General features: G+C 36.3%; 25 protein-coding genes. 15 read left to right on the top strand and 10 right to left on the bottom strand.

All coding sequences use genetic code 11. The features are described from left to right. Window positions 1–32: 32 nt before the first annotated feature. The 4 genes from MOC86_RS19475 (at window position 33) to MOC86_RS19460 (ending at window position 3,927) form a co-directional block, all read left to right on the top strand. Window positions 33–803, top strand: a complete 771-nt coding sequence (locus MOC86_RS19475) for a TerC family protein (protein WP_268585646.1) — start codon at window positions 33–35, stop codon at window positions 801–803. A gap of 185 nt (window positions 804–988) precedes the next feature. Continuing rightward, entirely contained in the window at window positions 989–1,201 is a 213-nt protein-coding gene (locus MOC86_RS19470) for a helix-turn-helix domain-containing protein (RefSeq protein ID WP_243515107.1), read from the top strand. Between the two features lie 21 nt (window positions 1,202–1,222). Beyond that, window positions 1,223–2,827, top strand: coding sequence for a YceG family protein (locus tag MOC86_RS19465; protein ID WP_268585645.1), 1,605 nt, complete (start codon window positions 1,223–1,225; stop codon window positions 2,825–2,827). Between the two features lie 14 nt (window positions 2,828–2,841). Next, entirely contained in the window at window positions 2,842–3,927 is a 1,086-nt protein-coding gene (locus tag MOC86_RS19460; protein ID WP_243515101.1) for a toxic anion resistance protein, read from the top strand. A gap of 40 nt (window positions 3,928–3,967) precedes the next feature. Here MOC86_RS19460 and MOC86_RS19455 read toward each other — a convergent pair whose 3' ends face one another. Further along, on the bottom strand, window positions 3,968–4,123 hold the full coding sequence (locus MOC86_RS19455; RefSeq protein ID WP_268585643.1) for a hypothetical protein: 156 nt from the start codon (window positions 4,121–4,123) through the stop codon (window positions 3,968–3,970). Window positions 4,124–4,338: 215 nt separating this feature from the next. On the opposite strand from MOC86_RS19455, the gene MOC86_RS19450 reads away from it, so the two are divergent. Further along, window positions 4,339–5,427 (top strand): nitric oxide synthase oxygenase, encoded by a 1,089-nt coding sequence (locus MOC86_RS19450; protein WP_268585642.1) that lies wholly within the window; start codon window positions 4,339–4,341, stop codon window positions 5,425–5,427. Between the two features lie 6 nt (window positions 5,428–5,433). On the opposite strand, the gene MOC86_RS19445 is transcribed toward MOC86_RS19450, so the two are convergent. Further along, window positions 5,434–5,706 carry an acylphosphatase gene (locus MOC86_RS19445; RefSeq protein WP_268585641.1) on the bottom strand — a complete coding sequence of 91 codons (273 nt, stop codon included), beginning with the start codon at window positions 5,704–5,706 and terminating at the stop codon, window positions 5,434–5,436. 165 nt (window positions 5,707–5,871) lie between these two features. Here MOC86_RS19445 and MOC86_RS19440 point away from each other — a divergent pair, with 165 nt between their 5' ends. From MOC86_RS19440 to MOC86_RS19425, 4 genes are all read left to right on the top strand, one after another. Continuing rightward, window positions 5,872–6,564: a response regulator transcription factor gene (locus MOC86_RS19440; protein ID WP_040060679.1), complete on the top strand. Its 693-nt coding sequence runs from the start codon at window positions 5,872–5,874 to the stop codon at window positions 6,562–6,564. Then, a complete protein-coding gene (locus tag MOC86_RS19435) occupies window positions 6,564–7,943 on the top strand; it encodes a HAMP domain-containing sensor histidine kinase (protein WP_268585639.1) in 1,380 nt (459 codons plus the stop codon). The genes MOC86_RS19440 and MOC86_RS19435 overlap by 1 nt, the downstream gene beginning before the upstream one ends. A gap of 92 nt (window positions 7,944–8,035) precedes the next feature. Then, window positions 8,036–8,752, top strand: coding sequence for a PepSY domain-containing protein (locus tag MOC86_RS19430; protein WP_268585637.1), 717 nt, complete (start codon window positions 8,036–8,038; stop codon window positions 8,750–8,752). A gap of 143 nt (window positions 8,753–8,895) precedes the next feature. Further along, on the top strand, window positions 8,896–9,642 hold the full coding sequence (locus tag MOC86_RS19425; protein WP_268585636.1) for a PepSY domain-containing protein: 747 nt from the start codon (window positions 8,896–8,898) through the stop codon (window positions 9,640–9,642). 148 nt (window positions 9,643–9,790) lie between these two features. Here MOC86_RS19425 and MOC86_RS19420 read toward each other — a convergent pair whose 3' ends face one another. From MOC86_RS19420 to MOC86_RS19400, 5 genes are all read right to left on the bottom strand, one after another. Next, window positions 9,791–10,789 carry a C40 family peptidase gene (locus tag MOC86_RS19420; RefSeq protein ID WP_268585635.1) on the bottom strand — a complete coding sequence of 333 codons (999 nt, stop codon included), beginning with the start codon at window positions 10,787–10,789 and terminating at the stop codon, window positions 9,791–9,793. Window positions 10,790–10,807: 18 nt separating this feature from the next. Next, window positions 10,808–11,890 (bottom strand): dipeptide epimerase, encoded by a 1,083-nt coding sequence (locus tag MOC86_RS19415; RefSeq protein ID WP_268585634.1) that lies wholly within the window; start codon window positions 11,888–11,890, stop codon window positions 10,808–10,810. A gap of 15 nt (window positions 11,891–11,905) precedes the next feature. Continuing rightward, a complete protein-coding gene (locus tag MOC86_RS19410) occupies window positions 11,906–13,072 on the bottom strand; it encodes a DUF819 domain-containing protein (RefSeq protein WP_268585632.1) in 1,167 nt (388 codons plus the stop codon). A 102-nt stretch (window positions 13,073–13,174) separates the two neighbouring features. Continuing rightward, a complete protein-coding gene (locus MOC86_RS19405) occupies window positions 13,175–13,486 on the bottom strand; it encodes a DUF3870 domain-containing protein (RefSeq protein WP_268585630.1) in 312 nt (103 codons plus the stop codon). A gap of 152 nt (window positions 13,487–13,638) precedes the next feature. After that, window positions 13,639–14,088 (bottom strand): Rrf2 family transcriptional regulator, encoded by a 450-nt coding sequence (locus MOC86_RS19400; protein ID WP_124051587.1) that lies wholly within the window; start codon window positions 14,086–14,088, stop codon window positions 13,639–13,641. A gap of 166 nt (window positions 14,089–14,254) precedes the next feature. Between MOC86_RS19400 and hmpA the strand changes: the two genes are divergently transcribed. From hmpA to MOC86_RS19385, 3 genes are all read left to right on the top strand, one after another. Then, window positions 14,255–15,457 carry an NO-inducible flavohemoprotein gene (hmpA, locus tag MOC86_RS19395; protein WP_268585628.1) on the top strand — a complete coding sequence of 401 codons (1,203 nt, stop codon included), beginning with the start codon at window positions 14,255–14,257 and terminating at the stop codon, window positions 15,455–15,457. 139 nt (window positions 15,458–15,596) lie between these two features. Then, window positions 15,597–16,112: a type 1 glutamine amidotransferase domain-containing protein gene (locus MOC86_RS19390; RefSeq protein ID WP_268585627.1), complete on the top strand. Its 516-nt coding sequence runs from the start codon at window positions 15,597–15,599 to the stop codon at window positions 16,110–16,112. Window positions 16,113–16,350: 238 nt separating this feature from the next. After that, window positions 16,351–16,998 carry a CAP domain-containing protein gene (locus tag MOC86_RS19385; RefSeq protein ID WP_268585625.1) on the top strand — a complete coding sequence of 216 codons (648 nt, stop codon included), beginning with the start codon at window positions 16,351–16,353 and terminating at the stop codon, window positions 16,996–16,998. A 56-nt stretch (window positions 16,999–17,054) separates the two neighbouring features. On the opposite strand, the gene MOC86_RS19380 is transcribed toward MOC86_RS19385, so the two are convergent. After that, window positions 17,055–17,276 carry a DUF1128 domain-containing protein gene (locus tag MOC86_RS19380; RefSeq protein WP_019390581.1) on the bottom strand — a complete coding sequence of 74 codons (222 nt, stop codon included), beginning with the start codon at window positions 17,274–17,276 and terminating at the stop codon, window positions 17,055–17,057. 166 nt (window positions 17,277–17,442) lie between these two features. Here MOC86_RS19380 and MOC86_RS19375 point away from each other — a divergent pair, with 166 nt between their 5' ends. Genes MOC86_RS19375 through MOC86_RS19365 form a run of 3 tightly spaced genes read left to right on the top strand, consistent with a single transcriptional unit; the run spans window position 17,443 to window position 19,123 of the window. Then, window positions 17,443–17,925: a low molecular weight protein-tyrosine-phosphatase gene (locus tag MOC86_RS19375; RefSeq protein WP_268585624.1), complete on the top strand. Its 483-nt coding sequence runs from the start codon at window positions 17,443–17,445 to the stop codon at window positions 17,923–17,925. Next, window positions 17,925–18,266 (top strand): hypothetical protein, encoded by a 342-nt coding sequence (locus MOC86_RS19370; RefSeq protein WP_268585622.1) that lies wholly within the window; start codon window positions 17,925–17,927, stop codon window positions 18,264–18,266. The genes MOC86_RS19375 and MOC86_RS19370 overlap by 1 nt, the downstream gene beginning before the upstream one ends. A gap of 23 nt (window positions 18,267–18,289) precedes the next feature. Continuing rightward, window positions 18,290–19,123: a YihY/virulence factor BrkB family protein gene (locus tag MOC86_RS19365; RefSeq protein WP_268585621.1), complete on the top strand. Its 834-nt coding sequence runs from the start codon at window positions 18,290–18,292 to the stop codon at window positions 19,121–19,123. A 214-nt stretch (window positions 19,124–19,337) separates the two neighbouring features. Here the strand turns inward: MOC86_RS19365 and MOC86_RS19360 are convergent, their stop codons facing one another. Together MOC86_RS19360 and MOC86_RS19355 are read right to left on the bottom strand one after the other, a co-directional pair. Then, complete coding sequence (locus tag MOC86_RS19360; RefSeq protein WP_268585711.1) at window positions 19,338–21,212, bottom strand: heavy metal translocating P-type ATPase; 1,875 nt, start codon at window positions 21,210–21,212, stop codon at window positions 19,338–19,340. A gap of 242 nt (window positions 21,213–21,454) precedes the next feature. Beyond that, window positions 21,455–21,601 (bottom strand): BH0509 family protein, encoded by a 147-nt coding sequence (locus tag MOC86_RS19355; RefSeq protein ID WP_019390587.1) that lies wholly within the window; start codon window positions 21,599–21,601, stop codon window positions 21,455–21,457. Window positions 21,602–21,702: the final 101 nt, after the last annotated feature.

Raw genomic sequence — 21,702 nt, 5'->3', positions numbered from 1 at the left:
CAGCTGCTTTTCATCTAGTAGGAGGAAATGATATGGAAATTTTACACAAAATGCTTCATACTTACGCACAAGCTTTTGACTTGCATGCATGGGCTGAAGTATTAACAGACCCTGTCTCTTGGGGATTAATTGGTACACTTGTTATTTTAGAAGGTTTGTTATCTGCAGATAATGCTCTTGTATTAGCAACAATGGTAAAGCCGTTGCCAGCAGATAAGCAAAAAAAGGCATTAACTTACGGACTTTTTGGAGCTGTATTTTTTAGATTTTTATTCATTGGACTAGGCATGTTCCTTATTAAGTTCTGGTGGATTAAAGTGTTAGGTGCTGCATATCTTGCTTGGCTTGTTATTTCACATTTCTTCCTTAATGGAAATGATGAAGGCGGAGCAAAGAAACCGGGATTTTTAGTACGTGTATTTGGCGTTTTCTGGGGAACAGTTATTGCTGTTGAATTGATGGACCTTGCCTTTTCAGTAGATAGTATTTTAGCTGCCCTTGCAATTTCTGAGAAAGTTTGGGTTCTTTTATTAGGCGGAGTGCTTGGGATTATTATGATGCGTACTGTTGCCGGATTTTTCTTACGTCTAATGGATCGTATTCCAGAATTAGAACATACTGCTTTTATATTAATTGCAATTATTGCTTTAAAAATGTTCGCAAGCGTATTTCATTATGAATTGCCGCATACTGCATTCTTTATTATTGTTATCTTAGCATTTGTTATTACATTTATTATTCATAAGCGAAATCAGAAAAAGCATCACATGGACGAAGTTGCTGCTTCAAAAGAGGACGAGTAATTAATAAAAAAGAAGGAGTCTTTATGTCTCCTTCTTTTTGTAACTCATAATTGAAGAAAGCGGTGTCTTTCACTGCACCTATTTAATTGAGCTACACTATACAATAGGTTTCTTATGATTTGGGAGGTACATCCATATGAATAAAAGCCAATTTTATTTTAGTAATAGAAAGAATGTTGTGATAGATGATAACACTAAATAAAATCAATTTAAGCAGCAATCATATTTTAAGTTCAGCACAAGCTTGTGAAGAATGGGGAATTAACTCATCAACACTAAGGAAAAGGGTTCAAGATTTTCCAGTAGGAAGTATTCGGAAATTTGGTAACTGCTATGCGGTGACTCGCTCTGGCATGGTTGCCGTTTTTGGTCACCCTAAAAGTCCTAAAAACAAATGATAGCAGAAAGGAGGAGAAAGAATGGTTGGACAAAAAATTACTATTTCCCACTATTCGCTCCAAACCGATAGCTGGGGGGAGCAAATAGAGAAGCCGTTAAAAGAGAGACCGGGTTATAGTGAAGAAGAAGGTCTTGTATTTTCCACGATTGGCGCTCGCATTATTGGCATCACTCATGATGAAACAGAGTATTATATTAAGCTCTATGAGTTGGCTCAAAAACAGGATGTTCATATATTAAGTGAGGAGCTAGATAAAACTATTTCACAAGAACGGTTCCAAGCAATCCAGAAAATCCATATGGTTAACCAGAGAGAGAACGGATTATCCATTAACCGCTTTGTTGCTTTTTTAGAAGGTGAACAACTTATCCCCAAGCATGAAAATCCGCTCTTTCATCGTCATATTCGTTTATCCTTTATGGAAGTATTAAAACACTTTGATCAACATTATGGTTTCGCACATGAGGACTTCAGGCGTGTCTTTTTAGATTTAATGAAGTGGTCTTGGAATCATCTTGACTCATGGTTAAAAACATATTCTATTCTTGAGAAACCACCTTGTATTGTATGGTATGGAAATATGAATAAAAGTCAGGTGTATTTTTTCTATTATTTAGCTTTACTTGGCTTTGATATTATCATTTTCCAACCAGGCGGAGAAGATGATTTCTCATTAATAGATGAGAAAGAGACATTTACAGATGTTGTGAAACATCCGCTTAACGGGGAAATCAAACCTTTTCCAACAGAAGAACCTGAGCGAAAAGGTACAGTTGCTTACAAAGCTTCACAAGAAATGCATCATACAATTCATCATGAAGGATCTTCCCTTTATAAACCTTGGCAATTTCGTGATTACGTGCCAACGGCTGTTACCCTTAAAACAACGTATGATGAGACATTTATTCTAGCAAAAGAGAGAGCATTTATTCGACCGAACTTTTCCGTTCAGAACGAACAAGTTCGCATTCCAAATTTATTTGCTAAAATTATGGGAATATCACATAGTGAACGTGAATATTGGGATCGTGTTCAAACCTTAACAGAATATGAAGAAGCATCACTTGTCCAATCGTTTCCGTTCACGACAGAAATTCAAGCAAACTATCAATATCACTATCAACATTGCCTAAACCGAAATGGTGAGCTTGACGAAGAGAAGATGAGAAGAAGCAACTGGTGGAAATATGAGCATTTGCCAGAAGGATTACAAAAAGGGATAGCAACGGCTATTGCTAATACATGCAAAACAACAAATTGGCTGACAAAACAAGGAGAAACAGAAGAAGAGGCTAAGCTTTATCTTTTTACTCAAATTACATCTATTCCAACGTTTGTACTAGAATTGATGCAGAAGTTTGATTATGCGCAAGAAGTACCAAAGCTTGTCTTATATTGTAATGAAAAAAATGGCGTTCTTTCTCGTTCAGATGCAGCTCTTTTGCTTCTTTTAAATGAATTTGGCTTTGATCTTTTCCTTTATAATCCACAAGGTCATAATGATTTAGAGCTTTATCTTAACAGCGAATGCTTTGATACACACTGGCTAGATGAAATGGTGTTTGGGCAAGATTTTAAGCAACCTTCCATCTTTCGTAAAGTATTAAAATCTATGAAAAAATAGAAAGGAAGATTATCATGACAAATTCAAATACAGGATTAGTAACAACAGAGCCTGATGATCAGTTAACAGAAGTCACAGCAGATGAAACGAGGCTTGAGCTTCGTAAAGAACCGGAAGTGCAGCAGCTTGCACAAAGTATTGATTACAGAAATCAAACGGCTTTATTAGAATTCGGGAAAGAGCCTGCTGTGCAGCTTTCTCAGTTTTCAGATCAAATCTTATCAATGATGCGAGCGTCTGAGATGAATGACTCAAGTACAATGCTAAAACAGCTTGGTAAATTAATGGACAAATTTGATAAGAATGATTTTGAAGAAAAGAAAGGGTTTTTAGGAAAAATTTTTAAACGTGGCGAAAAGATGATTGATAAGATTTTCGCTAAATATCAAACACTTGGAAAAGAAATTGATAAAATTCATGGAGAAATTTCAGGCTACAAAGATAAGATGGTACAAACAACAAATACGTTAGAAGATATGTACCAACATAATATTGCATACTACTTAGATTTAGAAAAATATATTGTTGCTGGTGGACTCAAAGTGGATGAGCTTAAGTCAGAGGTCCCGGAGTTAGAGAAAAAAGCAGCAGGCGGAAATCAAATGGCATCAATGCAGCTTGATACATTAAATAACAGTATTCAAGCACTTGAAGAACGAATCTATGATTTAGAAATGGCACGTATTGTTGCTGTTCAAACAGCGCCACAAATTCGGATGCTTCAGCGTGGGAATACAAAGCTGATTGGTAAAGTGAACTCGGCCTTTATTACAACTATTCCAATCTTCAAAAATGGTATCATTCAAGCCGTTGCAGCAAAACGCCAAAAACTTGTGGCAGATTCATTAAGTGAGCTTGATCGTCGTACAAATGAAATGATCTTAAAAAATGCTCAAAATATTTCAACACAAAGTACGGAAATTGCTCGTATGTCTGGTCAGCCTAGCGTGAAAATTGAGACGCTTGAAGAATCTTGGAATATCATTATGAAAGGGATGGAAGAGACGCAGGCGATTGAAGAGGAAAACAAACGTCTTCGTGAAGATGGTACAAAACGCGTTATGCAGCTTCAAGATAAGATGAAAAACTATGGAAAGTAAATAAAAAGCCAGACCTTCCTTTTCGGAAGATCTGGCTTTTTTATATGCTTTCTTCTTTGTTATGTGAGGATGGCAAAGCATCTACTTTTTTAGATTGACTAGAGTCAACTAAAGAGCGGAAGAGAACGATAAAAATAGCTGTCACGGCAAAGAATAGGACAAGAATCCCAAGTGTAGCAAGCAGCATATTTAGCATAAGCATTCCTCCTTTTTATAGATGTATGCACGTAGTATGTTTTCTTTTCCTTAAAAAGTAAGCTACAAAACGTTTATCTTTTAAAAACAATTAATCGTCAATAAGAAGAGCGAATATTGTTTCTTTATTTACGTTCATGATTCTTTCAATTTTAGAGAATAATTTAATAAGAAAGAGATGTTAGAGTGTAAGGAGGAGAAAAGAGGAGGGGTTACATGACATCAGAAGAACTTATCCAACAGGCAAAAGAGTTTATTGAAATCTGTTATACAGAGCTTCATAAAACAGAGGAAGAAAAAGAAGAGAGAATAACGGCAGTTGTTGAACAGATAGAGAGAAACGGCAGTTATCAACATACATTTGAAGAGCTTGAACATGGTGCACGGATGGCTTGGCGGAATAGCAATCGCTGTATTGGGCGTTTGTTTTGGGCCTCGCTGACAGTTCGTGACAAGCGGCATATAAGAAAAGAAGAAGAAGTATTAGATGCCCTTATTGAGCATATTGAATATGCAACAAACGGAGGGAAAGTCCGGCCTACAATTAGTATATTTAGAGAAGAGCAAGGGGAAGAAAAGGTTCAGATTTGGAATCATCAGCTTATTCGCTATGCAGGCTATCAAACAGAGTTTGGGCTGATTGGTGACTCCGCTTCTCTTTCGTTTACAAAAGTTTGTGAGAGACTAGGTTGGAAAGGAGAAAGAACAAATTTTGATCTTCTTCCTCTTGTTGTAAGCATTGGGAAACGAAAACCAGTTTGGAGAGAAATTCCGAAAACAGCTATTGTGGAAGTGATGATTGAACATCCTCGAATTCAACAGTTTAAGGATCTCAAAGTAAAATGGTATGGAGTGCCAATTGTATCTGATATGCGATTAGAAATTGGGGGGCTTTCCTACACAGCAGCCCCTTTTAATGGATGGTATATGGGAACAGAAATTGGAGCAAGAAATTTAGCTGATACTGATAGATATAATCTTTTGCCAAAAGTAGCTTCTATACTAGGGCTAGATACAAGTCGGAATGCAACACTTTGGAAAGATAGAGCTTTAATCGAACTTAACGAGGCTGTATTGTTTTCTTTTAAAAAGCAGGGAGTCAGCATTGTTGATCATCATACGGCAGCAGAGCAGTTCCGCCTTTTTGAAGAAAAAGAGCGAAAAGCAGGACGAGGTGTAACAGGGAACTGGACATGGCTTATTCCCCCTTTATCGCCTGCTACAACGCATATTTTTCATAAACCTTATCAAAATAAAGTGCTAATGCCCAACTACTTCTATCAAACAAGACCATATGAAGGATAGAAAATGTTAATAATGAATTTTAAAAGAAGAAAAGTTTGTAAGGTGGTTTTGCTCTGAGTAAGAAAGTTTGTCCACTCGTGAGAAAGGAGAACCACCTTTTACTTTCTCTATAAAGTGTTTTATCCGCTCTTCAGCACCTTCTACTTCAATCTCAACACTTCCATCATCTGAATTTCTAACAAAACCAACTAAATCAAATTCACCTGCTTGAAGAGCTGTGAAGTAGCGGAATCCAATCCCTTGTACTTTTCCTTGGACAATAATATGATAATGTTTCATTTTATTAACCTCCTTTTATTTGATATTAACAAATCTGAATTTATTAAACATTTGAAAAGGCAAGAGGCGTTTTTTAGAGAATGACCTATGCTATACTTCAAATTATAGAAACAGTCACAAAAGTTAAAATAGGTATAGAAGTTTTAGGGAAATAAGGAGGAACAAATGACTCAAAATATTTTAATCATTGAAGATGAAGAAAAAATTGCTCGTGTAATTTCCTTAGAATTAGAGTACGAAGGATATCAATCAGATATTGCTACGAGCGGTAAAGAGGGGCTAGAGCTCTTTCAAAAAGGCAACTGGGACCTTATTTTGCTTGATGTTATGCTACCAGAGCTAAATGGAATGGAAGTGCTGAGGAGGATTCGTTCTACGGATACGTATACTCCTGTTATATTAATTACAGCTCGTGACTCTGTTGTAGATAAAGTTAACGGACTTGATCAAGGAGCCAATGATTATATTACAAAGCCTTTCCAAATTGAAGAACTGTTAGCGAGAATTCGTGCATGTCTCAGAACAAATGCAATATATCAAAAAGAAGAAGAAGAGGAACAGCTTCAAGCAGGGGATTTAACGGTTAATGAGAAGACAAGAGATGTGATTAGACGCGGAGAAGCGATTGAATTAACACCAAGAGAATTTGATTTGCTTGTCTATCTGCTTCGAAACAAGCAGCAAGTTTTAAACAGAGAGCAAATTCTCACAAATGTGTGGGGGTTTGACTACTATGGTGATACAAATGTTGTTGATGTATATGTGCGTTATTTAAGAAGAAAAGTAGACTACCCTTTTGATACACCACTTATCCATACGGTTAGAGGAGTAGGCTATACGCTAAAGGAGCAAGCTTAATGCCTATTAAGTATAAAATTTATATTTTTACAACAGTAACGTTGCTCTCGTTACTGTTGCTTGCAAATAGTGCTGTTTATTTGTTGTTTAATAAAATGACAACAGACAGTGAACTAGAACGTCTTCAAACTCAAGCAAAAGACATGGTTGGTACAATTCAACCTCAAGATAATCTTCAACAGCTATTAACAGCATACCTGCCCCCAAATGGAATGATACGCGTGATTGACGAAGACGATAAGCTTGTATCAAATACTCTAACAAAAGAAATTCATTTTCAAAAGCTGCCTGTTACGTATCAGCATGGGGAAAAAGCATTTGTACGGGAATATAATGGAGAAAAGTTTGCTGTTGTATATCATCCCTTGATTTGGACAGATGGTTCAATTGTGAGTTTAGAGATTACAACAAGCTTAAAACAAATGAGTGAAAATTTAAGTGCTCTTCGTTTTGTTTTGATTGGAACGTCACTCTTAATTTTAATTCCAATTATTCTTGCGAGCCGAACCTTAGGAAATATTGTGCTTTCACCTATCCAATCTCTTGTGCAAACGATGGAGGAAATTCAAAAGAATGGACGATTTAAAAAACTTTCATTACCAAAATCTTCGCGTGATGAGTTATACATTATGGGGAAAACATTCAATAATATGATGGACATTTTAAGGCGGAATTTTGAGAAACAGCAGCAGTTTGTTTCAGATGCTTCGCATGAGTTAAAGACACCACTAACTGTTATTGAAAGCTATGCAAGCCTCCTAAAGAGATGGGGGACAAAAAAGCCTGAAGTCCTTGAAGAATCGATTGAAGCTATTCATTCTGAAGCTGTTAGAATGAAAGAGATGACAGAACAGATGCTTATGCTTGCTCAAAGCAATGAACAAGGAGATCTTCAGGAAGAAGAAGTGGATGTTGTGCACCTTGTTACAGAACTTTCACAGCGCTTAGAGCATGCCTATAATAGAACAATTAAGGTTCATAAAGGGGAAGAGAATATGACTATTGTAGGCGATTGCAATAAGCTCAAACAGCTTCTGATTATTTTACTTGATAATGGCCTAAAGTATAGTGAGAAACATTTGGATGTGTCTCTTCACAAGAAGCCAAATGGCGTTACAGTTTCTGTTCAAGATTACGGAATTGGTATTCCACAGGAAGATCAAGCATCTATTTTTGATCGGTTCTACAGAGTAGATAAAGCAAGAAACCGAAAAAGCGGTGGAACAGGTCTAGGTCTTGCTATTGCCAAAAACATTGTAGAAGCTCATAAAGGAACGCTCACCTTTACGAGTGTGCCTGGAGAAGGGTCAACATTTACGATAGCCCTTCCATTTCATATAAAACAAGATGCGCCCAAGAAAAGAATGAAAAGGAAATAAAATCCTTGCGAAATTTCAATCATTTATAGTTCTTTCTTACTGTTTTCTCATTTTGTTTTGCTATAGTTTTTGATAAGAAGGGAGGAACAGATATGAGAAAAAGTCTGATTGTTCTTCTTAGTTTACTCCTTATTGTCATTTTAGGATTTGGTACTTATCGTACGATTGCATCAAAAGATGAAAAACATTATAGTCAGCATGATGTAAAAGGTCTTATTACTGAAAAATATAGAGGTAAAATCCAAAGTGTCGAACATATTGGTGAAAGCTATGTTGCTCAATTTCAAAACGAATCAGGAATTTATAAAGCTATTATTAATAGTGAAGATGGAGAAGTAACAGATCTTGTTCAAATTAAAAGTAGCGGAAAGACGTCGTTAACTGAAACAGAGATTAAAGATATTGCTTTGAAACAAGCGACAGGCGATATTTCAAATATTAAGCTTCACGAGGATAAAAAGAATCCTTATTATGATATTGAGGTAACAGGGAAAGAAAAAAAAGTGCAAATGAAAATTGCTAAAATGGACGGAGAACTTTTATCTAAGGAAGAGTATAAGCTTGAAACTAACGAAACAGAACAAGAAGGAAAAGATAGTGAAAAGTCTTCAATTATTAATAAAAAGAAAGCAGAGGAAATTGCTCTTACTAAGTTTAAGGGAAAAGTGAAAGAAACAGATTTAGGAGAAGAAGATGGTCTTTTGCAATATGAGATTGAGATTGAAGACAGTAGCGGGCAAGAAGCTGAAGTTTATATTAATGCTTATACTGGCACAATTATTCGTTTTGAACTTGATAAAGATGACTAAAAAATCTTGTACACACTGTGCAAGGTTTTTCTTTCATCATGGAAATTAAATAGTTTTCTCATACGTTTATCATTTTCTTTTCCTTTTCTTATCATTTTCCGTGGGTAATATAAAAGTAAGAAAACGTTAGGAGGATGAAAGTTATGAAATTCAAAGCAACAGTATTAGCAGGTGCAATAGCATTTGGCAGTGTAGCTTATGGAGTACATGCAATGGGAACAAATAGTGAAGAAGCAAATAAAAATACGCAATCTGCTAAAATTAGCATAGATGAAGCAAAAAGTATTGCTTTAAAAGAAGTTGATGGAAAAGTTACAGACGTTGATCAAGATCGAGAAGGTCCATATGTTGTTTATGAAGTAGAAGTTCAAACTCAAAATGGAGAAAAAGACATTGAAATTAATGGGCAAACAGGTAAAGTGTTAAAAGATGAGGATGATCTGCTAAAAGAGCAAGCTAAAATTACAGCACAAGAAGCTGAGACAATTGCTTTAGGCAAAGTATCTGGAGAAATGACGGATCTTGACTTAGATTATGACGACCGAACAGCAAAAGTAGTTTATGAAGTTGAAGTAACTCACAACGGATTAGAGCAGGAAGTGAAAATTGATGCTGTTACAGGTGATGTGCTGCATGTTCAAAAAGATGAGGATGATCGTGATGACGACCGCGATGACGACAATATTAATTCATCTCAAGTGAAAGTTACAGCACAAAAAGCAGAAAGTATTGCTTTAAAAGAAGTTGATGGAGAAGTTGTGAGCATCGAACTTGATGAAGATGATGGTTTAGCACTTTACGAGATTGAGGTTCAATCAAATAAAGGAGAAGCAGAAGTAACTGTTTCTGCCACAAATGGTGATGTGCTAGAAGTAGAATGGGATGATTAATCTATAAGAAAGCTACAAGCTCGTCTGAAATGTTGTATATAAGTTAAATAGAGGTCGAATAAAGTGGAATAATAAAATAAATTAGTATTATTTTACGGGAAATACATCGAAAAAAAGGGAACCGAGTCCAAGACTCGATTCCCTTTTTTTAACGTAAGTAACGTCTTGCTCCTGCATATTCTTCTCCATATCCAGATGTTTCAATTTTATCAATTTTCACCGTTGTGCTCGTATTAGGAGAATGAATCATTTCACCATTTCCAATATACATCCCAACATGATGCACACGCCCTTTCCCTTCTTCATATGCAAAGAAAATAAGATCGCCTTTTTGAAGATCTTCTCGTTCAACAGGCTTTCCGTGTGTTGCTTGGACAGAGGAATCACGAGGGATAGTGATACCATGTGATTTATAAAGAGTGTACGTAAAGCCTGAACAATCAAATCCATATCCAGACATTCCTGCCCAAAGATATGGCAATCCTAAAAACTGTTTCCCAGAGCGAATTAAATCATCAGCAGTTGGCTTTGGAATGTCTTGCTCTGTTTGATAAATAGAAGCATCAGATTTGCGTAGCCATTGTGCTCCGCTGTTTGGAGTGTATACAAGTAATTTGTTTCTCTTCTCTTTGAGCACAGGAAGTCTTGTATTAAAACTGATTTCTATTCCTTTCTTCTTTTCAGCAAAATCTTTAAAAAGAGGTGCAGTGTTTGCTGTTACTAAAGCAAATGGACGTTTTTCTTTTAAGACGGAAAAGGAAGGGCTTTTAGAAAGTTGAGCTTTAGGCATCCAGCCAGGATAACCTTTTTCATTTCTAGGTGTTGGCTGATCATGTACTGCTACTTTGACCCAACCATTTTGTTCTTCAAGGATAGTCACTTTTGAGCCATAGAGGGCTTGTGTTTCTAAATTTCCAACAAGCCATAACTTCTCGTCATAGCTCATAGTCGAAGTCCATTTTTTCATATCAACTGGATTTGAAGTAGAAGGGGCATCAAGTTTTCTTGCAATGTTTGGCTCTGTCCAAAGTGTCGCTACTGAAACATTCACAAAAGCTTCATCTTTTTTCATTTCCTTTGCTTTTGTCACAGAAGAAAAAGAAAACAAAAATAACAGAGATAAAATAAAAACCCACATTTTTTTCATAGCAAATCCTCCTATAAATTAGACAGAAATGGAAAGGGAGTTGTGAGAAATACCAATCCCGCTGTCTTCTGATAAAATGATTTTCTCCTTCAGAATATGATGATCAACAGTTAAATCTTCCAACCAAAGCGGGGCATCAAGGTCAATCATCGTAATGTTAGGATGGGCTGCTGCTACATGTGCAGCAGCAACAACGCTAATGGAAGCTTCCATCATACTTCCAATCATACATTCAACATTATAAGATTGGGCAATGCTGGCAATCGTAAGAGCATTTCGTATGCCTCCAGTTTTCATTAGTTTAATATTCAAGAAATCAACTGCCTTGTTCTCAAGGAGACGAATAGCATCTCTAGTTGAAAAAAGACTTTCATCAGCCATGATAGGAGTGAAAACGTTCTCTTTGACAAACTTAAGCCCTTCAATGTCAGCAGCATCAACAGGTTGCTCTACAAGTGTAAGGTTTACCTGTTGTCTTTCAAGTGATTGAATAATTTTGACCGCTTCTTTTGCTCTCCATCCTTGATTTGCATCAATTCTTAGAGAAACAGAGGGACCTACAGCCTTACGCACGGCCAAAATTCGTTCTATATCTTTTTCCCCGTTTTCCCCCACTTTAATTTTTAAGATCGAGAATCCTTTAGAAATTAGCTTTTTTGCTTCATTTGCCATGTTTTCAGCAGAATCTACGCTAACAGTCATATCGTTTGCTAATAAAGTCTTTTTTCCGCCGAGTAGCGTATACAAAGGAAGACCCAACAGCTTACTGTAGGCATCATAAAGGGCAATTTCAACGGCTGCTTTAGCACTTGTATTCCCAATACACGCATTTTGGATAGCGGTTAGAAGAAAGTTCAAATCGTGAATGTCTTTGTTTACTAAAAGTGGAGCTAGTACATTTTTAATAATATCTTTGATTCCTTCAGTACTGTCTCCTGTAATAGCAACAGTTGGAGCTGCTGATCCTATTCCAACTATGCCGTTTTCAAGCTTCAAAAAGACAAACACGTTTTCAATTGATGTTACAGTGCGTAGAGCCGTCTTAAACGGTTTTTTCAATGGAATAACCTTTGTATGGAGAGAGAGCGTCTCGATTTTCATTTTGTTCATCCTTTCTTATAGTTTGGAAAGAATAAAGTTTGTAATAAGGCCAAAATACGTACCAAAAAAGCTGCCCATAATGGCCATAATGATGCCAATTGGAATTAATGAGCGATGAAAAGCTCCTGCTAGAATAGGTGCTGACGCAATTCCTCCTACGTTAGCAAGAGAAGCAACACCCATTGTGAATAAATCAAGTTTGAAAATTTTGGCTAGAAGAATCATGATTAAAGCATGAAATAACAGAATCATAAAACCAGATAAAATGTAGATAGGAGCTTGTAAAATCTGTGAGAAGTCTGCATGCGAAGCAATAAGTGCAATGACGATATAAAGCATCACTTTTGATAACTCCATTGAACCAGGAATTTTTGCTACTTTCGTCATAGCAAGCATAACACCTACAAAAGATGCAATAACGATGGTCCATGTTGTCCCATTTACAGCTTCCCCAAGCTCAGGAAGCCTATTTCCAATTGTTGTTGAAATTGCGGCTACGAAAAGTCCGAGTGCAAGCATCCCAAGCATTTCAACAAAGCCGATATTTTTAGATTCGCTTTCTTCAGATGAAGCAGCAAGCTCTGCCGTCACTTGGTCTAAGTACTTTGTATCTGTTTTTGTCCACTTATTAAAAACTTTTGCAAAAGGCACAAGCCAGAACATAAACATTACCCAAATGGAATAGTTAATCGTGTCCATAATAAGCGCGTAGCCGAAAATGCCTTCTGGAACATTTAAAATATCTTGAAGGACCACCATATTGGCAGAACCACCTGTCCAGCTTCCGCTTAGTGCTGCGAACGCTTTATCAGTACCAGGTGCATAAAAACTTTGCAAAAGAGCAAAGGTAATGGCAAATCCCGCGATGATACTAAAAGAGGCTGCAAAGAAAGTAAGCAACATCTTAGGCCCAAGTTTAAACAGCTTCCGTAAATCACAGTGTAAAAGCATAAGCATCAGCATAGCAGGTAGAAGAGCGCCTCTTAAGGAATTATAAGTGCTATCCATTGAGTCACTCGTGCCAAACAGCCCAAATGTTTGCATAAGGGTACAGCCGATATAAATCAGCACAATGCCTGGTACGTATTTAAAAAACTTGCTTTTAATTTTGCTTTCAGCAAGCGCAACAACAGCTGTAAAGGCAATTAAAATGCTCACATATAAGAACCCATTTTCAATCATAAAAGCTCCTCCTTAAAATAAAATGAAAAAATCCAGCCCTTAGAAGAAAGCGTCCTCTAAAGGCTGGATTTCATCTGCGTGAAACAGATCAAGCAGCACTAATTATTTTAAACTATTATATTTAATGAGCGCATTTTTAAGCGCTATTGTTAATGCTTTTTGGGAAGATCCGAAATAACGATTTTGAATTTCAGCACATAGTTCTTCATAATCTTGAATGTTTTTATAAATGAGAATGGACTTAACAAATGCTGACGTAAGAGGAATAGTAGCTGAACAGTCTGCATCTATAATCATCCCTGTTGAGCGCTCTACAACAAGCGCGATAAAAAAAGCATTATATTTTTGCGTAATCGGATTATTTGAAGATGTTTTCGCATCTCCAATAATATAAACAGTATCGTTTTTGAACACAAAAGTTCCTCCTGCTCGCTGCGGATATTACGGGCGAAATTTACTTTTAGAGTAAACAAACCTCATAATAAGAGACAAGCTTTAATCTTATTGTATTATACGGAGGTAAAATTCTCAATATTTAAATAATTTATATGTATAAAAAAGACAACTTATTTTTTCGTTGTCTTTTCTGTTTGAAGTAAAAAGTAAAGTTCTGCTTCGTTTTGAATTAAATCTTCTAATGTATACTGCTTGAGAACAGCTAAAAAAGCTTTTAGCGCTTCCCTTAAAACACCTTTTAACTTGCAGGCAGAGGAGATTGCACAGCAGCTATTTTGCTGGAAGCATTCAACAATTTGAAAATCTTCTTCTGTTTGAGCTACAACGTCTCCAATATTAATATCTTGCGGAGCTTTGTTAAGAGCGATGCCCCCATTTCGTCCTCGAACAGTTTTAATCAAACCCATTTGTCCGAGCTGATGAGTCACCTTCATTAGATGATTTTTGGAGATGTTATAAGACTCTGCAATTTCCTTAATGTTGCTTAGTTTATGTTGATCACGCAACCCTAAATAAATGAGAACGCGCAAAGAATAATCCGTATACTGTGTTAATCTCATGGAACAGCCTCTTTCCTTTTATTCTTATCTACTATAATAGCATGTTTAATTTTTAAAGCTAAATGTGACAAATATTTTAAAGATGTATTTTATATATATCTTTTTAGACTATTTCGATGTACAATCAATCTGAAGTTAAAAAATCCCACTGAAGGTGTGATGAATAATGTTAAATGAATCTGTTATTAAAATTATAAAAAGTACAGCTCCTATTCTTGCTGAAAGAGGAGAAGAGATTACAAAATGTTTTTACAAGCGTCTTTTTGAAGACTATCCACAATTGCTGAACGTATTTAATCATACAAACCAAAAGACAGGTGAGCAGCCTCGGTCTTTAGCAACAGCTGTATATGCTGCTGCCGTTAATATTGACAAATTAGAAAATATTACAGGTGCTGTTGTCCAAATTGCTCATAAACATCGCAGTGTTGGTGTACAGAAAGAGCATTATCCAATCGTTGGGGAGTACTTGTTAAAAGCTATTAAAGAAGTACTTGGAGACGCTGCAACAGATGAAGTACTACAAGCATGGGAACAAGCTTATGGTGTAATTGCTAAAGCATTTATTGATGTTGAAAACACAATGTACGAAGAAGCTGAAAAAGGAGAAGGATGGAAAGGATTTGCTCCATTTAAAGTTGTTCGTAAAGAAAAAGAAAGTGAGCTTGTTACATCCTTTTATCTAGAAAAAGAAGATGGGAAGTCCCTTCCTGCTTTTTTACCTGGTCAGTACATCAGTATTGAAGCACATATTCCAAATGAAGAATACACACATGTAAGACAATATAGTGTTTCATCCATTCCGAACAAGCAGTACTTACGCATTTCTGTAAAGAAAGAAGGAAAAGTATCATGCTACCTTCATGAAGATGTGCAGGTTGGAGACCTTCTTCAAATTAGTGTACCAGCGGGTGAATTTGCTTTACAAGAGCATCATGGGGAGCCGCTTGTTTTTCTTGGTGGTGGCGTAGGTGTAACACCGCTAATGAGTATGCTTGAAACGTTGGTAGACCAAAAGTATAGTGGAAATATGACGTTTGTTCAAAGCTCATGTAATCGAAACTTACATCCTTTCTATGATCATGTACAAGAGATTATGGATAAACATTCGTTTAAAGCCTATAATTTCTATTCCAAACCAACTGAAGCGTGTGGGGAACATTATTTTAATGGAAGAATTAATGAAGAATGGATCAACCATAACCTCATACAACCAAATGCTCACTATTATGTTTGTGGACCAAAGGGATTTATGGAACAAGTTGTAGATGCTTTGTATAAAAACGGCGTACCAGCAGATTGTATCCATTATGAATTTTTCGGTCCAAAACTTATGCTCGATGTTGAACAAGAGCAAGCAGTCTTATAAAAGAAAAATGAAAACCAGCTCACAATGTGAGCTGGTTTTTTAAATTGAGAGAGTTGAATAAAACGGCACGTTTAATTGAAATCTTAGCGGGTAGATTAATTATAGACATAAAACAATTTTATTTAGGAGTGAAGTTATTATGGGTAAAAAAATTGCAGTAGTACTAACAGATTATTTCGAAGATGTAGAGTACACAGATCCAGCTAAATCATTTAAAGAAGAAGGACATGAATTAACAGTAATCGGTGCTGAAAAAGGCAAAGATGTAAAAGGAAAGCAAGGAGAGGCAACAGTGACAATTGATCAAAGTATTGAGGATGCAGATCCATCTCAATACGATGCTTTATTCATCCCTGGTGGTTTCTCACCAGATATGTTGAGAGCAGACGACCGTTTCGTAGCTTTTGCAAAATCATTTATGGATGATGAAAAACCTGTTCTAGCAATCTGTCATGGTCCACAGCTATTAATTACAGCAAAAACGTTAAAAGACCGTGGCGTAACAGGATTCAAATCTATTCAAGTAGACCTTGAAAATGCAGGGGCATCATTCCAAGACAAAGAAGTTGTCGTTTGTCAAAACCAACTTGTAACAAGCAGAACACCTGATGATATCCCGGCATTTACAAGGAAATCATTAAAAATATTATCCTGATATAATTTATTGAGGTTTTCTTACGCTGAAAAAACTTTTTCATTATAGAAAGCTTATAAAAGGAATAAATTAGCATGATGAACTGGAAAAAGAGCTATACCCTTTCTATATCAAGGGGGTTAGCTCTTTTTTGTATTTTTCTAGAAAGTATTGGTAGCTTATAAAGGTTGATAGTTTACTAGTTTTTTTGCACAATGAAGAACGTGAGGGGGTCAAAAAATATAGGAGGTATTATTTTATGAAGAAACTTCGTGTATTAACAGTCGCAGGTGTGATGTCACTAGGAATTGTCGGTGCAACAGGGCAGGCTGATGCAGCATCTGTGCAAAACTCACAAATGAAAGAACATACGTACAGCTATACAGTACCTTGTGATGGCAGTACAGTAAATAGTGGTGATGTGACAAAAACAGCAGCACCAACAACAGAGAAACAAACAAAAACAGCAGCACCAACAGAGAAACAAACAAATGCTGCAGAAAATCAAGCAGAATCATCTGATTCTAGTCAATATGCAGAACAAGTTGTTCAGCTTGTAAATAAAGAGAGAGAGAAGCAGGGCCTTAAACCTGTAACATTAGATAAAGAACTAAGCGATGTTGCAACTAAAAAGTCAGAAGATATGAAAGCAAAAGGATATTTTGATCATACTTCTCCAACATATGGTTCACCATTTGATATGATGAAGCAATTTGGTATCGAATATAAATCAGCTGGAGAAAACATTGCTAAAGGCCAACAAACACCAGAAGAAGTAATGAATGCTTGGATGAACAGTGATGGACACCGCAAAAACATTCTAAATCCTAGCTTTACTCATATGGGTGTTGGTTATGTAGAAGATGGTAATTCAACATATTGGACACAAATGTTTATCGGAAAATAAGTATAGAACAAAAAACCTCTTACGCATACTAGGCGTAAGAGGTTTTTTTGTTTTACTTATTTGCGTAATGTACCAAGCTCTGTAGCAATGGCTTGCATTTCACTTGGACTAAACTGACGCTTGGCTTCTACCATCTCATAAATTTCACGAAGTTCTTCATAAGATTCTTCATCAAACTGCTCTGGTTTCATAACACCCATATTCATAATGTTTAACTTCTGGCTGATTTTTTCAACCATATACTTAATATTCTCTGCTGATTTCTCTTGCAAATTCACGCCTGTCATCCTTTCGTATTAAAAGCTTTTGTTTATTGTAACATGGAAAGAGAACAGAAAAGAAGCAAGGATTGAATTTCTAGGAGAGAAGAAGAAGGGTTAAATATTGTAGAACATAGACATTCTATGGGATTATAGAGTCAAGTTAACAAAAAGGAGGAGTTTGATGATTCGTGTATTGTTCGTGTGTTTAGGGAACATTTGCCGTTCCCCAATGGCGGAAGCAGTTTTTCGAGATTTAGTCAAAAAAAAGAATTTGCAACATATCATAGAAATAGACTCAGCTGGGACAGGTAATTATCATATTGGGAAATCTCCGCATGAAGGAACTCTTCATATCTTAAAACAAAACAGCATAAGCAGTGAAGGGATTAAAGCTCGTCAAGTGAAAGAAGAGGACTTAGGGAACTTTGATTATATTATTGGGATGGATGCAGAGAATATAGGGAATCTACATCGTCTAGCTCAATACAATAAAACAGGATATATTGGACGTTTATTGGACTTTGTACCACAAGGAAAAGTTGATGATGTTCCTGATCCGTATTTTACTGGAAACTTTGAGGAAGTATATGATCTTGTAAAAGAAGGTTGTGCACGTCTACTAGATGAGATTATTTTGAAAGATTTGAAAAAGGAGGAAGTGTAATGAGCATAGGAGGAAGAATGTTAACGAAAATGGCGCTTGGAGCTTTAATTGGTGCAGGAGCAGCTATGGCTGATCGGGAGACGCGCCAATATGTGATTCAAAAAGGAAAAAAAGCCGTAAGCTATACAACATGGGCAATTAAAAATCCTCGTGAAGTCTCAGAAGAGTTGAAGATTGTGTATGAAGACACAAGAGATCTTTTCAATAAGCTTGCAGATGATGTTTCATATTTAAATGATAAGTGGGATGATCTAAAGGAAGCAACTCCTCCTGTGTTAGAAGCTATTCATGATACAAAAGAGGTTATTGAGAAATGGAGAGGCGAAGAACCGAAACAATGAGCCAAAAATGAAGGAGAGAAAAAATGAAAAAAAGTGTTAAACATCAGCCATTTATCAAGGAGATGTTTCTTCGGTTTCATAGAGATGAAGTGCTTAATTTATCTGCTGAACTTGCTTATTTTCTGCTTCTCTCTCTTTTTCCATTTTTAATTTTCATGTTCACACTTATTGCCTTTTTACCTTTTCAAGGGGATGATTTGCTTGCTCTTGTGCGTCAATTTGCTCCTGAGGAATCACTCTATTTAATTGAGCATAACGTTCAAAACGTATTGAGTAAGCAAAATACATCGCTCTTATCATTTGGGGCGATTGCGACAGTTTGGTCTGCCTCTAACGGTATCAACGCGATTATTCGAGCGTTAAACAGAGCCTATAATGTAAAAGAAACTCGTTCTTTCCTTATAGCGAGAGCAATTGCTATCTTACTTACTATAGCAATGATTTTTGTAATTGTTATTGCATTGCTTCTTCCTGTATTCGGAAAAGCGATCGGCGTTTACTTTTTCTCTTCTTTTGGAGCTTCAGAAGAATTTTTAGACGTTTGGAATATGCTTAGATGGATTGTGAGTATTGCCATTTTATTTATTGTTTTTACATTCTTATACCTATTTGCTCCAAGTAAACGCCTAAGGTTGTCACAAGTAGTACCAGGGGCCATTTTCACGACAGTAGGGTGGTCCTTTTCTTCGCTTGCTTTTTCGTACTATGTGAACAATTTTAGTAATTATAGTGCTATGTACGGAAGTCTTGGAGGTGTCATCGTGTTGATGATCTGGCTGTACTTATCAGGTATCATTCTTGTGCTTGGAGGAGAAGTTAACGGAATTTATCAGGAGAGGATAGAACTAGAGGATTAACCAATGTTCTTCATGAATGTTCTATGCTCTCTTTCCTATACTATAAGAGAAAGTTCTTATAAAGGAGAGATAGAGATGAGCAAGCATACAAAAAAAGGCGGAAGCCATAATAAACAAAATTCAAAACAATCTCCAAAACATAAAACAAGCGGCAGTCAAAATGGTCAAAATGGCTACCATTAAATAAAAAAGCGCTCATCTGAGCGCTTTTTCTTTAGTTTTTAAGAAGGCGTAATCCGTTTAAGATAACAAGAATTGTACTGCCTTCATGACCGATTACTCCAAGAGGAAGATCTAAAAATTGAAGAAAGTTTGAGCAAATTAACAGTACAATAATGCTGATCGAAAAGATGATATTTTGTTTTACGATAGCGTTCATTTTTTTGGACAACTTAACAGCTTGAGCAATTTTAGATAAGTTATTTTTCATAAGAACAATATCAGCTGTTTCAAGCGCTACATCTGTTCCTTCTCCCATTGCAATTCCGATGTTTGCATGAGCAAGAGCCGGGGCATCGTTAATGCCGTCTCCAACCATTGCAACAGTTTCGTGCTCTTGTTTTAGAGCTTTTACATGTGTTACTTTTTCTTCTGGTAAGCAGCCTGCGATATAGTTTTCAACAGAGCATTCTTTACTAATAGCAGAGGCTGTTTTTTCACTGTCACCTGTAAGCATAACAGTTTTAATACCAAGTTCGTTTAAAACAGAAATGGCCTCTTTTGCTTCTGGGCGAACCATGTCTTTTAAAGCAATCATTCCAATAATTCCTTGAGCATCTTTTGCATACACAACTGTTTTTCCTTCTGTCGCAAAACTTTCTAAAAGATTAGGACGAAATGCATGAGCCTCTTCGTCGAAAAATTCCCTTTTTCCAATTTTGATTTCTTGGTTATTAAGAGAGCCGATGACACCAAATCCAGGCACGTCTTCAAGTTGTTCTGGCTGTTTTAGCTCCTTTGTTATCTTCGATTGAGCATGTTGCACAATTGACTGTGCAAGCGGGTGATGTGAGTAGCGCTCAATAGAAGCAACTATGTAAAGGAACTCTTCTTCTGATACGTCTTCTCTTGTTACAACGTCTGTGACAGCTGGCGTCCCTTTTGTGAGCGTGCCTGTTTTATCAAAGGCAATTGCTTCAAGATGAGCCAATCGTTCGAGATGCAAACCACTTTTAAATAGAATTCCATGCCGAGCTCCGTAGGAAATAGCGGAAAGGGAAGCAGGTGTAATAGCTGCTACAAGTGCACAAGGAGATGCAACAACAAGCAAAATCATGGCGCGATAAAATGTCTCTGTCCAGCTCCAGTCTAAAAGAAAATGAGGTAAAAACATCATAAGCGCTACAATAATTAATACTGCTTTCACATAGACAGACTCAAATTTTTCAATAAAAAGCTGTGAAGGAGACTTTTCATTTTGGGCTTGCTGAACAAGTGTAATAATTTTTTGGAAAAGTGTATCTTTGGCAGGCTTTGTGACTTCTACTGTAACAGCTCCGTTTACATTAACAGTTCCTGCATATACTTCACTACCAATCTCTTTGAAAACAGGAACGGCTTCACCTGTAATGGCAGCTTGGTCAATGGACGTTTGACCACTTAAAATAGTGCCGTCAAGTGGTACGCGCTCACCTGGTTTAATTAAAAGAATATCACCTTTCTTTATGTTAGGAAGAGAAACTGTTTTTTCTTTTCCTTCATAAAGAACTGTTGCTTCTTCTGGCTGAAGTTCCATTAATGAGGTTAGCTCTCGTTCGCTTCTGTTCATTGTGTAAGTTTCAAGAGCTCCGCTTAAAGCAAAAATGAAAATTAGAAGAGCTCCTTCAAGCCAATAACCGATAATAGCTGATCCAATTGCAGCAAGGAGCATGAGCATTTCTACGTTCAGCTCTTTTTCCTTGATTGTTTCTTCAATTCCTTCTTTTGCTTTAGCAAATCCACCAATTACATAAGCTAAAATAAAACTTCCAATACCAAATTCACTGTAGTCTTGATTCATCAAGACCCAACCGATCACAATTAAGATTCCACTTACAATAGCAGCCGTCATTTCTCCATGTAAAACTAGAAAAGATGGACGCTCATTCATCGGCTGTTGTGGTGCTGATTGTACAACTGCCTCTCTTTCCATTTTCATTCCCCCTTAGCTAATTGAGAATTAGAATCAAAATCATTCCCTTAAAAAACACAGTGGTGCTGCTATCATGTGATAGCAGCACCAACTATAAAACCTATAGGAAATCTCTTGTTTCTAACTTTGTTTTTTATAGTATATCACTTATTTACTAAAAGGGAAATATTATAACTTAATAATTATTTTAATTTAGGTTTTTATTCTGCAATTTCTTCATGATAAAAATAAGTTGTGTTATAAACTTGCTCAAGATCAGCATCCGTCATGTACATGAAAAGCTCCATATCTACTGGTCTTACTCTTGAAATAAATTCGATCATATTTTTCCGTTCTTGTCTGCTCATATTCTCCATCTCCTCTTTTCTGTTTTAATACAGTTTATTTTACTTACTTTTATTATATAACAGAGAAAGGAAAATGTGTATCTTTTTTTTGAAAAAAATAT

The organism is Priestia endophytica (assembly GCF_026790145.1).
GTDB classification, from domain to species: Bacteria; Bacillota; Bacilli; order Bacillales; family Bacillaceae_H; genus Bacillus_I; species Bacillus_I endophytica_A.
This window is presented reverse-complemented; position numbering and strand designations above follow the sequence as displayed.

Excerpts from the sequence above, each read along its gene's own strand:
- MOC86_RS19475 (WP_268585646.1), top strand. The coding sequence starts at position 33 with ATGGAAATTTTACACAAAATGCTTCATACTTACGCACAAGCTTTTGAC.
- MOC86_RS19470 (WP_243515107.1), top strand. The coding sequence starts at position 989 with ATGATAACACTAAATAAAATCAATTTAAGCAGCAATCATATTTTAAGT.
- MOC86_RS19465 (WP_268585645.1), top strand. The coding sequence starts at position 1,223 with ATGGTTGGACAAAAAATTACTATTTCCCACTATTCGCTCCAAACCGAT.
- MOC86_RS19460 (WP_243515101.1), top strand. The coding sequence starts at position 2,842 with ATGACAAATTCAAATACAGGATTAGTAACAACAGAGCCTGATGATCAG.
- MOC86_RS19455 (WP_268585643.1), bottom strand. The coding sequence starts at position 4,123 with ATGCTAAATATGCTGCTTGCTACACTTGGGATTCTTGTCCTATTCTTT.
- MOC86_RS19450 (WP_268585642.1), top strand. The coding sequence starts at position 4,339 with ATGACATCAGAAGAACTTATCCAACAGGCAAAAGAGTTTATTGAAATC.
- MOC86_RS19445 (WP_268585641.1), bottom strand. The coding sequence starts at position 5,706 with ATGAAACATTATCATATTATTGTCCAAGGAAAAGTACAAGGGATTGGA.
- MOC86_RS19440 (WP_040060679.1), top strand. The coding sequence starts at position 5,872 with ATGACTCAAAATATTTTAATCATTGAAGATGAAGAAAAAATTGCTCGT.
- MOC86_RS19435 (WP_268585639.1), top strand. The coding sequence starts at position 6,564 with ATGCCTATTAAGTATAAAATTTATATTTTTACAACAGTAACGTTGCTC.
- MOC86_RS19430 (WP_268585637.1), top strand. The coding sequence starts at position 8,036 with ATGAGAAAAAGTCTGATTGTTCTTCTTAGTTTACTCCTTATTGTCATT.
- MOC86_RS19425 (WP_268585636.1), top strand. The coding sequence starts at position 8,896 with ATGAAATTCAAAGCAACAGTATTAGCAGGTGCAATAGCATTTGGCAGT.
- MOC86_RS19420 (WP_268585635.1), bottom strand. The coding sequence starts at position 10,789 with ATGAAAAAAATGTGGGTTTTTATTTTATCTCTGTTATTTTTGTTTTCT.
- MOC86_RS19415 (WP_268585634.1), bottom strand. The coding sequence starts at position 11,890 with ATGAAAATCGAGACGCTCTCTCTCCATACAAAGGTTATTCCATTGAAA.
- MOC86_RS19410 (WP_268585632.1), bottom strand. The coding sequence starts at position 13,072 with ATGATTGAAAATGGGTTCTTATATGTGAGCATTTTAATTGCCTTTACA.
- MOC86_RS19400 (WP_124051587.1), bottom strand. The coding sequence starts at position 14,088 with ATGAGATTAACACAGTATACGGATTATTCTTTGCGCGTTCTCATTTAT.
- hmpA (WP_268585628.1), top strand. The coding sequence starts at position 14,255 with ATGTTAAATGAATCTGTTATTAAAATTATAAAAAGTACAGCTCCTATT.
- MOC86_RS19390 (WP_268585627.1), top strand. The coding sequence starts at position 15,597 with ATGGGTAAAAAAATTGCAGTAGTACTAACAGATTATTTCGAAGATGTA.
- MOC86_RS19385 (WP_268585625.1), top strand. The coding sequence starts at position 16,351 with ATGAAGAAACTTCGTGTATTAACAGTCGCAGGTGTGATGTCACTAGGA.
- MOC86_RS19375 (WP_268585624.1), top strand. The coding sequence starts at position 17,443 with ATGATTCGTGTATTGTTCGTGTGTTTAGGGAACATTTGCCGTTCCCCA.
- MOC86_RS19370 (WP_268585622.1), top strand. The coding sequence starts at position 17,925 with ATGAGCATAGGAGGAAGAATGTTAACGAAAATGGCGCTTGGAGCTTTA.
- MOC86_RS19365 (WP_268585621.1), top strand. The coding sequence starts at position 18,290 with ATGAAAAAAAGTGTTAAACATCAGCCATTTATCAAGGAGATGTTTCTT.
- MOC86_RS19360 (WP_268585711.1), bottom strand. The coding sequence starts at position 21,212 with ATGAATGAGCGTCCATCTTTTCTAGTTTTACATGGAGAAATGACGGCT.
- MOC86_RS19355 (WP_019390587.1), bottom strand. The coding sequence starts at position 21,601 with ATGAGCAGACAAGAACGGAAAAATATGATCGAATTTATTTCAAGAGTA.